This is a genomic window from Allobosea sp. TWI1241 (assembly GCF_039673065.1).
GTDB lineage: Bacteria > Pseudomonadota > Alphaproteobacteria > Rhizobiales > Beijerinckiaceae > Allobosea.
Map to the genome: position 1 here is coordinate 26,805 of NZ_JBDJKW010000024.1, position 12,421 is coordinate 39,225.

Genomic DNA, 12,421 nt, shown 5'->3' on the forward strand with positions numbered 1-12,421 from the left:
CCGTGACGGGTGCGACCCGGCCCGCCCTGCCGGGGACCTCCCCAAGGCGGTGCCGGCATCCGGCTGGGTGCGCGGTCAGGAGACCACGGACATGCAGGACACCTCGGAAGTCGAAACCTTCGATGCCGCGGCGGTGAACTCGGCGCGGGTGCGCCAGCCTCTCTACGCGCCGCGCAAGAAGATCTTCCCCAAGCGGGCTGAAGGCCGGTTCCGTCGCTTCAAGTGGCTGGTGATGGCGATCACGCTCGGCATCTACTACCTGACGCCGTGGCTGCGCTGGGACCGCGGGCCGCACGCTCCGGACCAGGCCGTGCTCGTCGACATCGCCAACAGCCGCTTCTACTTCTTCCCGATCGAGATCTGGCCGCAGGAGCTCTACTTCGTCGCCGGGCTGCTGATCATGGCGGGCTTCGGCCTGTTCCTGCTGACCTCGACGGTCGGCCGGGCCTGGTGCGGCTATACCTGCCCGCAGACGGTCTGGGTCGACCTCTTCCTGGTGATCGAACGCGCCATCGAGGGCGATCGCAACGCCCGCATCAAACTGGACGCGGCGCCCTGGTCGGCGAACAAGCTGGTCAAGCGCGTCAGCAAGCACGCCATCTGGATCGCCATCGCGGTGGCGACGGGCGGCGCCTGGATCTTCTACTTCGCCGACGCGCCGACGCTGCTGCGCGAACTGGTCACCGGCAAGGCCGCGGCGGTCGCCTACATCACCGTCGCGATCCTCACCGCCACGACCTATGTGTTCGGCGGGCTGATGCGCGAGCAGGTCTGCACCTATATGTGCCCCTGGCCCCGCATCCAGGCGGCGATGCTCGACGAGAACTCGCTGACGGTGACCTACAACGCCTGGCGGGGCGAGCAGCGCACGCGTCATTCCAAGAAGGCGGCGGCGGCAGGACAGGCCGTCGGCGACTGCGTCGACTGCAATGCCTGCGTCGCCGTCTGCCCGATGGGCATCGACATCCGCGACGGCCAGCAGCTCGAATGCATCACCTGCGCGCTCTGCATCGACGCCTGCGACGGCGTGATGGACAAGATCGGCAAGGAACGCGGGCTGATCGCCTACGCCACCCTGGCCGAATACGAATCCAACATGATGCTCGCCACGGCCGGCGGCACCACGCCGATCGATCCGCGCCAGGTCCGCGGCGCCGACGGCAAGCTCTCCGACAGGATCGTCAGCTTCCATCCGCGCAAGCTGCTGCGGCCGCGCATGCTGGTCTATTTCGCGGCCTGGGCGCTGGTCGGCCTCGGCCTGCTCGCCGCGCTGCTCACCCGCGACCGGCTGCAGCTCAACGTGCTGGCCGACCGCAACCCGCAATTCGTCGTGCTCGCCGACGGGGCGATCCGCAACGGCTACACCGTCAAGCTGCTCAACATGATCCCGGAGACGCGCTCGATCCGGGTCAGCCTCGAGGGGCTGCCGGGGGGCGAGATGACGGTGGTCGGCACCAACCACGCGGTCGGCCGCTCCTTCATCCTCGAGCTCGAGCCCGACCGGCTCAAGACGCTGCGCGTCTATGTCCGCCAGCCCCGCGCCGAGGTCGGCGGCCGGACCCAGCATTTCAGCTTCGTCGTCGAGGACCGGTCGAGTTCCGAGAGCGACCGCTATGAGGCGACCTTCGACGCCCCGGAGACGCAACGATGAGCCCGACACCCGCGACCCGCACGTTCACCGGCCGGCACGCCCTCTTCATCCTGGTCGGCTTCTTCTCGGTCATCATCCTGGTGAACCTGACGATGGCCTTCTTCGCCAGGAGCAGCTGGACCGGCTTCGTGGTCGAGAACACCTACATCGCCAGCCGCGACTTCAACGGCAACGTCGCCAAGGACCGGGCCCAGGCCGCGCTGGGCTGGAAGGGCGAGCTCGCCATCGGCGACGGCACGCTGCGCTATCGCATCCGCGACGTCGCCGGCGAGCCGGTGGCTGTGAGCGGCGGCACTGTCCATCTGCGCCGGCCCGTGCACGCCTCCGACGACCAGGACCTGACGCTCGGCCTCGGCGCCGACGGCACGCTCTCCGCACCGCTGGCGCTGGGCGACGGACCGTGGAACGTCGAGATCCTGGCGGAGGCCGGCCTCGACCATCCCTATCGCGACCGGCGCCGCGTGCTGATCCGCGACGGAGCGGGGCGATGAGCTGCTGCGCGCCGGGCGCCGCGGCGATGGCCGAGGCGGCGGGGCCGTCCGGCGACGAGCTGCGCCACGCCGCGCGCCGGCTCGGGGACGGCACGGCGCAGATCGAACTGTCCGTGCCCGCCATGCATTGCGGCGGCTGCATGCACACCGTCGAGCAGGCGCTGTCGCGGCTCGACGGCGTGGTCAGCGCCCGCGCGAACCTCTCGACGAGGCGAGTCTCGGTGCGCTTCGCCGAGAGCGAGCCGCCGCCGCTGGTCGATACGCTGGCCCGTCTCGGCTATCCTCCGCACCTGTTCGACGAGGCCGAGCAGGCCAGCGACCGCAGGCTCGGTGAATTGCTGCGCGCCGTCGCGGTCGCCGGCTTCGCCGCCGGCAACGTCATGCTGCTCTCGGTCTCGGTCTGGTCGGGCGCCGTCGGGGCGACACGTGACCTGTTCCACTGGATTTCGGCGCTGATCGCCCTGCCGACGCTGGTCTATGCCGGCGGCATCTTCTACCGCTCGGCCTGGACCGCGCTTCGCCACGGCCGGATGAACATGGACGTGCCGATCGCGATCGCGGTGACGCTCGCCTATGCGATGAGCCTCTATGAGACCATCCATCATGGCGAGCACGCCTATTTCGACGCCTCCGTCACGCTGCTGTTCTTCCTGCTGATCGGCCGCACGCTCGATCATCTGATGCGCAACAGGGCGCGCTCGGCGGTGCTCGGCCTCGCCCGGCTGGCACCGCGCGGCGCGCTGGTGCTCGCCCCTGACGGCAGCCGCGACTACCGGCCAGCGAGCGAGATCGTGCCCGGAGACCGGCTGCTGGTCGCGGCAGGCGAGCGCATCTGTGTCGACGCAGCGGTGGTGGACGGCGCGTCCGATCTCGACTGCTCGCTGGTCAATGGCGAGAGCTGGCCCCGGCGCGTCGAGCCCGGCGCGCAGGTGCAGGCCGGCACGCTCAACCTCACCGGGCCGCTGACGCTGGAGGCGACCGCCCGCGCCGAGGACTCCTTCCTCGCCGAGATGCTGCGCATGATGGAGGCGGCCGAGGGCGGCCGCACCCGCTACCGGCGCATCGCCGACCGCGCCTCTGCGCTCTACGCGCCGCTTGTCCATCTGGCCGCCTTCGCCACCTTCCTCGGCTGGATGGCCATCGACGGCGACTGGCACAAGGCGATCACCATCGCGATCGCGGTGCTGATCATCACCTGCCCCTGCGCGCTCGGGCTGGCGGTGCCGATCGTCCAGATCGTCGCGGCACGCCGGCTGTTCGAGCGCGGCGTGATGGTGCGCGACGGCTCGGCGATGGAGCGCCTGGCCGAGGTCGACACCATCGTCTTCGACAAGACCGGGACGCTGACGGCGGGGCGGCCCCGGCTCGCCAATGCCGGCGAGATCGCGCCCGCCATGCTGGCGCGGGCCGGCGCGCTGGGCGCCCAATCGCGCCACCCGCTGTCGCAGGCCATCGCCAGGGCCGCCGCGCCGATGACAACCGCCGGCGGCTTCGACGCCATCGCCGAATATCCCGGCCTCGGCATGGAAGGCCGGGCGGAGGGCTCGGTCTGGCGGCTCGGCCGCTCCGCCTGGGCGCTGAACGAGGATGCGGTGCCGGCCCTCCCCGCCCGCGCCACCACCGTGCTGTCGCGCGACGGGCTGGCCTGCGCGCGCTTCGATTTCGAGGACATGCCACGCCCCGACGCGGCCCAGGCGATCGCGGCCCTGCGCCGGCAAGGCAGGGCGGTCGAGATCCTCTCCGGCGACGCGGAGGCGATCTGCCGGCTGGTCGCCGCCGATCTCGGCGACGTGCCCTATACCGCGGAGCTGCTGCCGGCCGGGAAGGTCGCCCGCATCGGCGAGCTGGCGGCGCGCGGCCACCGGACGCTGATGGTCGGCGACGGCCTCAACGACGCGCCGGCGCTCGGCGCCGCCCATGTCTCGATGGCGCCGGCGAATGCCGCCGATGTCGGCCGCAACGCCGCCGATTTCGTCTTCCTGCACGACACGCTCGCGGCGGTGCCCTTCGCCATCCGCATCGCCGAGCGCGCCGGGCGGCTGATCCGGCAGAACATCGGCATGGCGGCGCTCTACAACCTAGTCGCGGTACCGATCGCCATCCTCGGCCACGTCACGCCGCTGATCGCGGCGATCGCGATGTCGGGCTCGTCGCTTCTGGTCATCGGTAACGCCCTGAGATTGCTCGCGGTCAAGGATGCGCAGGCCGACCGCGCAGGCCGTCAGCCTGCGGCCGGGCGCACCGGCGTGGCGCCGGCATGAACGTCCTGATCTACCTGCTTCCCGTCGCCCTGCTGCTCGGCGCCGCCGGACTGGTCGCCTTCGTCTGGGCCCTGAAGAACGGCCAGTACGAGGACATGGACGGCGCCGCCCAGCGGATCCTGATCGAGCCTCCGGGCTCGAAAGCCGCCGCGCAGGCCCCCTCCTCCCGGCCGGGCGAAGCGCGCCCGCCGGGCGCCGAAACGTCGCGAGCCCTGCTTCATTCCGCGGTCGCGGCATGCGATAGAGATCCCATGCACCATCACGATCCCGGCCGGTAACATGCCTTGGACCCCGCGCTCCGCGGCCGGCGCTCCGACCCGCTATCAGGGGATCGTCGAGGCGCTCGAGAGCGATGTCGCCGATGGCAAGGTGCAACCGGGTGAACGGCTGCCCCCGCAGCGCACCGTCGCGAAGGCGCTCGGCGTTGATCTGACCACGGTGACCCGCGCCTTCAACGAGGCGCGGCGGCGCGGCCTCATCGAGGCGCAATCCGGGCGCGGGACCTTCATCAGCGGGCTGGCCGATGGACGCGGGACGTCCGCGGACTCCGGCAGCGAGGTCGGCATCGATCTCAGCATGAACATCCCGCCCCAGCCGGGTGCCGCCCGGATGCAGCAGCGCATCGTCGACGGCATGACCGAGCTTCTGCGCAATCCCGGCGGGCTGCTGCGCTATTCCTATCAGGAGAGCACCGGCCATCCCGCCGATCGCCAGGCCGGCGCGCTCTGGCTGCGCGACCGCCTGGGAGAGGTCCGCCCGTCCCGGATCGCCGTCGCCGCCGGGGCGCAGGCGGCGCTCTTCGCGCTCTGCACCCTGCTGCTGCGCCCCGGCGAGACGCTGGCCGCGGCAGCCATGACCTATCCGGGCCTCAAGGCGGTCGCGATGCAATGCCGGCTGAGGCTTGCCGCCGTCGAGATCGACGGCGACGGCATCATCCCGGAGAGCTTCGCGGAGCTCTGCGCCAGGGCCGCGCCCAAGGCGCTCTATGTGGTCTCGTCGATCGACAATCCGACCACGGGAACATTGCCGCTGGAGCGCCGCCAGGCCCTGGTCGAGATCGCGCGGCGCCACGCCGTACGCATCATCGAGGACGACCCCTACGCGCCGCTGCTGGCCGAACCGGTCGCATCGATCGCGGCCCTCGCACCCGAGATCACCTGGCATCTGGCGACGCTGTCGAAAAGCGCCACGCCGGCCCTGCGGGTCGCCCATGTCGTCGCGCCGGATCCGGCGCAGGCGCTCGAGCTCGCCGGTGTCCTGCGCGCGACGACGTTGATGGCGCCGCCGCTGATGACCGCGCTCGCCTCGCGCTGGATCGCCGACGGCAGTCTCGCCGCGATCGTCGCCGCCATCCGCGAGGAGAACCGGCGCCGGCAGGCCTTGGCGGCGACGATCCTCGACCCGGCTATGGTGGCGATGAACCCGGAAGGGCCTCATCTTTGGCTGCGGCTTCCCGAGCCCTGGCAGGCCGACGACTTTGCCCGCCGCGCCGCCGGCTCGGGAATCGCGATCGTGCCGGGATCGGCCTTCGCCGTCGCGCCGCCCCGGATCGAGGCGGTGCGCCTGTCGCTCGGGGCCGTGCTCGCCGACGACGTTCTCCGCGAGGCGCTGCGCAGGCTCTCCGCCTTCATGGCCAACCGCTCCCTCGCGCCCTACGCCATCGTTTAGAGCGCAGCGCGCCCGGCCCGGTGCGGGAGCGAGGCGCTATCTCGTTGCTGGGGCCTCGGAGCGTTCCGAAAAGGCGAGTCCACTCTTCGCTCCGTCGAACTCCCGATAGGCCTTGGCGACCGGTGACTGGTTCGGGATCGTCAGCATGCGCATCCAGCGCCCGAGGACGCGCAGCGCGTTGACGAGGTTGAAGGATTGCGAGCCGCCCGAGACCTGCATCACCGCCAGCGCTCGCCGCTGCGTCGGTCGCTCCGAGCCGAGCTCCAGCGGGATCCAGTCGATCTGGCTCTTAAAGACGCCCGTGATGGGGCCGTGCCGCTCGGGGCTGCACCAGACCTGGCATTCGGATGACAGGGGCAGGTCGCGCAGCTCCTTCACCTTGGGATGGTCCGCCGGCACGCTGTCGGGCATCGGCAGGCCGGCGGGATCGAACACCTGCGTCTCGGCGCCGAGGCGCTTGAGGATGCGCTCGGCTTCCAGCGTCAGCAGGCGGCCGTAGGAGCGGGTGCGGAGCGACCCGTGGAGCAGGAGGATGCGCGGCGGATGCGACGCCCGTTCCTCCGGCTCCAGCCGGGAGAGGTCGGGCGCGAAGAGGTGATCGAGGTCGACGTTCGGAGGCTCGGTCATGCCGCGGGAGCCTCTCCTCTCAAGGTAATCGCGACCAGGGCCGCGACGACGAGGACATCGACGGCGGCGAGGATGGCCAGGACGGATTGGCTCAGGGCGACGCCGCCGCGCTCGAACATGAAGCCGGCGGCGAACGGCGCGGCCGCCGATGCCAGCAGCGCGGGCCGGGCCAGCCTGCCCATGACGGCGGCGTAGTCGTCGCGTCCGAACAGGGCCAGCGGCACGGCGCCCCGGGCGATGGACCAGACGCCGTTGCCGGCGCCGTAGACGACGATGGCGATCGCCAGGATCGGCAGGCCGGTCCAGATCAGGATGAGGCCGAGCGCGATCAGGACGGCGCCGGAGAGCAGCGTCCAGAGGGCGTCGAAGCGCTTGCCGACCGTCATCTCCACGATGCGCCCGCCGACCTGGGCGGGGCCGATCAGCATGCCGTAGCCGACCGCCACCGCCAGGGTGGCGCCGGCGGCCTGAAGCAGGGTCAGCAGCTGGACGGACACGACAGAGGAGACGAAGGCGCTCAGCGGCAAGGCGATCGTGAGCAGGAGCAGTTGCAGACGGCGGCGCCCGTCGACGACGGGCGTCGGGACGTCGGGCTCGGCCGTCGAGACCTCGGCGACCTGCAGGCGCGGCAAGATCGCGAGCAGGAGCGGGAGCGAGACAAGGAGCTGGATGCCGGCATAGACCAAGCAGGCGGAGCGCCAGCCGTACCGCTCGACAAGGAAAGCAGAGAGCGGCCAGCAGACCGTGCTGGCGAACCCGCCATAGAGCGTGAGTGTCGTGATCGCCGAGCGCGCGGATTGGCCGTAGATCGTCCCCAGCGTGGCGAAGGCGGCGTCGTAGAGGCCCGCGCCCATGCCGGCGCCGACGATGGCCCAGCCGAGGACGTAGACGGGCAGGTTCGGCGCGGCACCGATGGTGGCGAGGCCGATGGCCAGAAGCACCGCGGACGCGGCGAGGACGGTGCGACCGCCCAGTTCCCCGATGGCCCGCCCCACGCCCGGCGACACCGCCGCCGCCATGAGCTGGCCGGCCGACAGCCCGCCGGCCACCCAGGCCAGCGGCCAACCGGTATCGGCGGCCACCGGCGCGTTCAGGACCGCCGGCAGGTAGATCGACGAGCCCCAGGCCAGGATCTGCGTGATCCCCAGCGCCCCGACGACGAGCCGCCGGTCAGACATCCGCCGGCACCCGTGCCCCGCGTTCGTACCAGCCCTTCGAGCGGTTCACGATCCACACCACCGAGAGCATGACCGGCACCTCGATCAGGACGCCGACGACCGTGGCCAGAGCGGCGCCGGAGTTGAAGCCGAAGAGGCTGATCGCGGCGGCGACGGCCAGTTCGAAGAAGTTCGAGGCCCCGATCAGCGCCGAGGGCCCGGCCACGCAATGCCGCTCGCCGGCGACGCGGTTCATCCCATAGGCCAGCCCGGCGTTGAAGTAGACCTGGATCAGGATCGGGACCGCCAGGATCGCGATGATCGAGGGCTGCGCGACGATCTGCTCGCCCTGGAACCCGAAAAGCATCACCAGCGTGGCGAGCAGCGCCACGAGTGAGACCGGCGACAGACGGTCGAGCAGGTGCTTCAGCGCCGGCTCGCCACCCGAGGCCAGGAGCGACCTGCGGATGAGCTGCGACGCGATCACCGGCACCACGATGTAGAGTCCGACCGACAACGTCAGCGTGCCCCAGGGCACCGTGATCGCGGACAGGCCGAGCAGCAGGCCGACGATCGGCGCGAAGGCGACGACCATGATCGCATCGTTCAAGGCGACCTGGCTGAGCGTGAAGTGGGGCTCGCCCCTGATGAGGTTCGACCAGACGAAGACCATCGCCGTGCAGGGCGCGGAAGCGAGGATGATGAGGCCCGCGATATAGGAATCGATCTGGTCGGCGGGCAGGTTCGGCCGGAAGAGCCAGCCGATGAACAGCCAGCCCAGCAGGGCCATCGAGAACGGCTTGATCGCCCAGTTCACGAACAACGTGACGCCGATCCCCCGCCAATGCCGGCCGACATGGCGCAGCGCGGCGAAGTCGATCTTGAGCAGCATCGGGACGATCATCAACCAGATCAGCACCGCCATCGGCAGGTTGACCTTGGCGATCTCCATGGCGCCGACCATTTGGAAGGCGGTCGGGAACAGGTGCCCTATTGCGACGCCGGCGACGATGCACAGCACCACCCACAGGGTCAGGAAGCGTTCGAAGGTGGACATCTCAGAGCGCGATCCTGCGGGACAGGAGGGAGGCCGAGGCGGGGCAGAGCTCCAGTGCCTGGCGTGTGTTGCGGATCGCCTCCGGGGCGATCGCGCGATCGCTGTCGACGAAGCCAATCCCGCGGAAGAACGCGGCGGCGCCTTCGGTCAGGACAAAGGCCTGGCGAGCCCCGTCGTCGAAGGCCCGCGACATCAGCAGCTGCACAAGGTTCGGGCCGACGCCCTTCGCCGACCGCTCCGTCCGGCACACGGACCGCAGCAGGGCGGTGCGGCCATGGACCTCATAGCCGCCGTAGCCGACGACCAGGCCGCCCAGCAGCTGGAACCGGAAGAACGTCCTTCCCGGCTCCAGCAGGTCGCCGGTCGGCAGGCTCGCCTTGGCGAGGGCATCGCGCAGGTCGGCGGCGCCGGCTGGGATGCGCACGCTCTCCAGGAAGGGCGTGCCGTCATCCTTGAGGAAGTCATCGCGCGGCCAGTCGTCCAGCAGGTCGAGCACGGTCTCGCTCGGCCGGCAGAGCTTGGCCCGCGTCGGCGTCACGACGAGCGGGCGGTTGATGAGGATCGGGTTCGCCACCATCGCGTCGAGCAGCACCTCGTCGTCCACGGACCGGCGGTCGAGACCCAGCTCCGCGAAAGGCGTGCCCTTCTCGCGGATCATCTCGCGCACCGTCAGGCCCGACAGGCGGGACAGCTCCCGAAGGCGCTCCCTGGTCGGCGGCTCGTCGAGATAGGGAACGACGATCGGGTCGATCCCAGCCCGACGAATCATGGCCAGCGCGTTGCGGGAGGTCCCGCAGGCGGGATTGTGGTAGACGACGACGTCCATGGTCGGGCTCTCAGGGGCAGCAGGGAACGAGTTCGTCGATGAGGGGCTGGCAGAGATCGGCCCGACCGCCGCAGCAATCCTTCAGCAGGAAGGCGATCACGGCCCTGAAGGCGTCCAGGTCGGCGCGGTAGATGATCGAGCGACTCTGGCGCTCGCCCGTGATCAGGCCCGCCCTCGCCAGAACGGCGAGATGCGCAGACATCGTGTTCTGGGGCACGTCGATCAAGCGAGCGAGTTCGCCGGCGGCCACGCCCTCCGGCTCGCGGTTGACCAGCAGCTTGAAGGTGTCGAGCCGTGTCAGCTGCGCGAGAGCGGCCATGGCGACGATGACCTGACAATTATCCATATATCCAAGATAACGGATATAACGACACAAGGCAAACGACTCGCTGTCCGCTGGCGTCGTCGCGGCGGCCTCGCCGCGCCTCTGAGGCAATGCGCTGTCTGGCCTGCTGCCGGTTTCGTGGACACCGAGGTCAGGTGTTTCAGGAAGCCGGAGGTGGCGTATGCAGCGAAGACGGTTTGGGCGTGAGTTCAAGATCGAGGCAGTTCGACTGATCAGGGAACCCGGGGCGAGCGTCGCACAGGCGGCGCGGGATCTCGAGGTCCATGCGAACGTCCTGCGCAAATGGGTGAAGCGGTTTGCCGCAGATCCGGGGCAGGCCTTTCCCGGGTACGGCCAGATGAAGCTGGAGCAGCTCGAGATCGAGCGCTTGCGGCGTGAGGTCGCCAAACTCAAGGCGGAGCGTGACATCCTAAGAAAGGCCGCAGCCTACTTCGCGAGGGAAGCGATATGAGGTTCGCATTCATCGCGAGGCACCGTTCGATCTGGCCGGTGGCATGGCTTTGTGACGCGCTGGATGTCTCTCGTTCCGGGTTCCATGCCTGGCTGACCCGCCCGCCGAGCCAGCGCTCCCGGGCGACGAGGTGGTTGGCGCCAAGGTCTATGCGAGCTTCAAGGCCAGCGACCCACCTGTGGTGCCCGCCGTGTCTGGCGCGATGTCCTGGCTGACGGCACCTCGTGCGGCTTGCACAGGATCGAGCGTCTGATGCGTTCTCAGGCCCTGCGAGCACGCCTCAGGCAGCGTGGCCTGCCGAAGGACGATGACGTTGCCCCCAATTTTTATCCAGCGCTGAGTTCGTTTCCGGCGATTTTGGAGCCCCTTGGGGCAGGTGAAGCGACGGGCTCTGGCGCTGTGCTTGTCGCATAGCGCGGCGCCAGGGCCCGTCGCGGGAAGAAGGTCGAGGCGAAGACAGACGGCGTCTGCCACCCGAGCTGGGAGTGAGGGCGTTCGGTGTTGTAGTCCGAGCGCCAGTTTGCCAAGGCGGTCCGGGCCTGTGCCAGGGACGAGAACAGCGTCTCGTTCAGCAGTTCGTCTCGCAGGCGGCCATTGAAGCTTTCGATGAAGCCGTTCTGCATCGGCTTGCCGGGCGCGATGTAGTGCCATCCGACGCGGGCCTGATCCGCCCATGCCAGGATCGCGTTGCTGGTGAACTCGCTCCCGTTGTCGCTGACGATCATCTTCGGCCTGCCGCGCTCGGCGATCACACGGTCGAGTTCGCGTGCGACCCGAAGGCCCGACAGCGAGGTGTCGGCGACCAGCGCCAGGGTCTCACGCGTGCAGTCGTCCACGATAGCCAGGATCCGGAAGCGGCGGCCATCGGTGAACTGATCGGAGACGAAGTCGAGAGACCATCGCTCGTTGGGCCTGAGCGGAACCAGCATCGGCGCTCTGGTGCCGATGGCCCTTTTACGCCATCCATGCCGGCGCACCGGCAGCTATCTCCTCGCGATAGAGCCTGAAGAGCCGCTTGTGATTCACGGCATGGCCTTCGCGTCAGTAGAACATGCAGACGCCGGTACCCGAAGCGTCGGCGCTCGCGGGCAATCGCGATGATCCGCTCCCGCAGAGCGCAATCGTCAGGGCGCGCGGATCGATATCGCACGGTCATGCGGCAGCAGCCGATGGCTTTACACGCCCGCCGTTCGCTCATCGCGTGATGCTCCACGAGATGCGACAGCTTTCCACTCGGCAGCGGGCGTCACCATTTCTTTCCCAGCAGATCCTTCAGCGTGACATTGTCGAGCATCGCATCGGCCAGCGTCCGCTTCAGCTTCGCGTTTTCGTCTTCCAGTGTTCGAAGGCGTCTGGCATCCGACACGTCCATACCGCCGAACTTCGCCTTCCATTTGTAGATGCTGGCGTCGCTCACACCGTGCTTGCGGCACAGATCGGCGACCGAGACACCCAATTCCTGTTGCTTCAGGATCGCGATGACCTGGCCTTCCGAGAAACGGCTGCGCTTCATGTTCCGGTCCTCTCATGGGCCAGAACGAACTTCAAACCGGATCAAGTCCGAGGGGCAACGTCAGTGGGATTAGCTCAACTGAGCGTCCCGAAACCGGCAGCAGGCCAGGCAGCGGGCTTGCGCGCCAGCGGAGCACTTACGCCCTCGTGCCGCGCCGCTCGCGTCGCCTCGCGATGGGTCTGCGGATGCACGCGGGGAGGCTTTGGGAGTTTTGGTTGGGCGTATCTGTGGGGTTGCGCCGATTTTGTTGGGGCTGGCTTTTGAACGCGAAAACCCCGCCTCTTGGTGAGGCGGGGTTTTGGTGTCTTTGGTTGCGGGGGCCAGATTTGAACTGACGACCTTCAGGTTATGAGCCTGACGAGCTACCGGGCTG

At 69.2% G+C, this 12,421-nt stretch carries 10 protein-coding genes and 2 pseudogenes; 6 read left to right on the top strand and 6 right to left on the bottom strand.

The features are described 5' to 3' along the window. Nucleotides 1-91 precede the first annotated feature (91 nt). From ccoG to ABE438_RS19970, 5 genes are read left to right on the top strand one after another with little or no spacing between them, the layout of a single operon-like run. Complete coding sequence (gene ccoG / locus ABE438_RS19950; RefSeq protein WP_346504431.1) at nt 92-1,651, top strand: cytochrome c oxidase accessory protein CcoG; 1,560 nt, start codon at nt 92-94, stop codon at nt 1,649-1,651. Then, nucleotides 1,648-2,142 (top strand): FixH family protein, encoded by a 495-nt coding sequence (locus ABE438_RS19955; protein WP_346504432.1) that lies wholly within the window; start codon nt 1,648-1,650, stop codon nt 2,140-2,142. Before ccoG ends, ABE438_RS19955 begins: the two co-directional genes overlap by 4 nt. After that, on the top strand, nt 2,139-4,403 hold the full coding sequence (locus ABE438_RS19960) for a cation-translocating P-type ATPase (protein WP_346504433.1): 2,265 nt from the start codon (nt 2,139-2,141) through the stop codon (nt 4,401-4,403). Before ABE438_RS19955 ends, ABE438_RS19960 begins: the two co-directional genes overlap by 4 nt. Further along, nucleotides 4,400-4,681, top strand: coding sequence for a cbb3-type cytochrome oxidase assembly protein CcoS (gene ccoS / locus ABE438_RS20380; protein ID WP_465248648.1), 282 nt, complete (start codon nt 4,400-4,402; stop codon nt 4,679-4,681). Before ABE438_RS19960 ends, ccoS begins: the two co-directional genes overlap by 4 nt. Before the next feature lies 1 nt (nt 4,682). After that, the gene (locus tag ABE438_RS19970) at nt 4,683-6,071 is read left to right on the top strand and encodes an aminotransferase-like domain-containing protein (RefSeq protein ID WP_346504434.1); all 1,389 of its coding nucleotides are present in this window, start codon (nt 4,683-4,685) and stop codon (nt 6,069-6,071) included. 36 nt (nt 6,072-6,107) lie between these two features. Here the strand turns inward: ABE438_RS19970 and ABE438_RS19975 are convergent, their stop codons facing one another. The 5 genes from ABE438_RS19975 to ABE438_RS19995 are packed head-to-tail and all read right to left on the bottom strand — an operon-like array spanning nt 6,108 to nt 10,084. Further along, a complete protein-coding gene (locus tag ABE438_RS19975) occupies nt 6,108-6,698 on the bottom strand; it encodes an NAD(P)H-dependent oxidoreductase (RefSeq protein ID WP_346504435.1) in 591 nt (196 codons plus the stop codon). Next, nucleotides 6,695-7,876 (bottom strand): MFS transporter, encoded by a 1,182-nt coding sequence (locus tag ABE438_RS19980; RefSeq protein WP_346504436.1) that lies wholly within the window; start codon nt 7,874-7,876, stop codon nt 6,695-6,697. The genes ABE438_RS19975 and ABE438_RS19980 overlap by 4 nt, the downstream gene beginning before the upstream one ends. Further along, nucleotides 7,869-8,912 carry an ACR3 family arsenite efflux transporter gene (arsB, locus tag ABE438_RS19985; protein WP_346504437.1) on the bottom strand — a complete coding sequence of 348 codons (1,044 nt, stop codon included), beginning with the start codon at nt 8,910-8,912 and terminating at the stop codon, nt 7,869-7,871. The genes ABE438_RS19980 and arsB overlap by 8 nt, the downstream gene beginning before the upstream one ends. 1 nt (nt 8,913) lies before the next feature. Further along, a complete protein-coding gene (arsC, locus tag ABE438_RS19990) occupies nt 8,914-9,738 on the bottom strand; it encodes an arsenate reductase (glutaredoxin) (RefSeq protein ID WP_346504438.1) in 825 nt (274 codons plus the stop codon). Between the two features lie 10 nt (nt 9,739-9,748). Beyond that, nucleotides 9,749-10,084, bottom strand: coding sequence for an ArsR/SmtB family transcription factor (locus tag ABE438_RS19995; protein ID WP_346504439.1), 336 nt, complete (start codon nt 10,082-10,084; stop codon nt 9,749-9,751). Nucleotides 10,085-10,244: 160 nt separating this feature from the next. On the opposite strand from ABE438_RS19995, the pseudogene ABE438_RS20000 reads away from it, so the two are divergent. Beyond that, nucleotides 10,245-10,844 (top strand): annotated as a pseudogene (locus tag ABE438_RS20000) (transposase); the annotation flags it as partial. Between the two features lie 17 nt (nt 10,845-10,861). Here the strand turns inward: ABE438_RS20000 and ABE438_RS20005 are convergent. Continuing rightward, nucleotides 10,862-12,048, bottom strand: a pseudogene (locus tag ABE438_RS20005) (IS3 family transposase). Nucleotides 12,049-12,421: the final 373 nt, after the last annotated feature.

Bases quoted from the DNA above. Each gene is read 5' to 3' on its own strand.
- ABE438_RS19970 (WP_346504434.1), top strand. From the start codon at position 4,683: ATGCCTTGGACCCCGCGCTCCGCGGCCGGCGCTCCGACCCGCTATCAG.
- ABE438_RS19995 (WP_346504439.1), bottom strand. From the start codon at position 10,084: ATGGATAATTGTCAGGTCATCGTCGCCATGGCCGCTCTCGCGCAGCTG.
- ABE438_RS19975 (WP_346504435.1), bottom strand. From the start codon at position 6,698: ATGACCGAGCCTCCGAACGTCGACCTCGATCACCTCTTCGCGCCCGAC.
- ABE438_RS19960 (WP_346504433.1), top strand. From the start codon at position 2,139: ATGAGCTGCTGCGCGCCGGGCGCCGCGGCGATGGCCGAGGCGGCGGGG.
- arsB (WP_346504437.1), bottom strand. From the start codon at position 8,912: ATGTCCACCTTCGAACGCTTCCTGACCCTGTGGGTGGTGCTGTGCATC.
- ccoS (WP_465248648.1), top strand. From the start codon at position 4,400: ATGAACGTCCTGATCTACCTGCTTCCCGTCGCCCTGCTGCTCGGCGCC.
- arsC (WP_346504438.1), bottom strand. From the start codon at position 9,738: ATGGACGTCGTCGTCTACCACAATCCCGCCTGCGGGACCTCCCGCAAC.
- ABE438_RS19955 (WP_346504432.1), top strand. From the start codon at position 1,648: ATGAGCCCGACACCCGCGACCCGCACGTTCACCGGCCGGCACGCCCTC.
- ABE438_RS19980 (WP_346504436.1), bottom strand. From the start codon at position 7,876: ATGTCTGACCGGCGGCTCGTCGTCGGGGCGCTGGGGATCACGCAGATC.
- ccoG (WP_346504431.1), top strand. From the start codon at position 92: ATGCAGGACACCTCGGAAGTCGAAACCTTCGATGCCGCGGCGGTGAAC.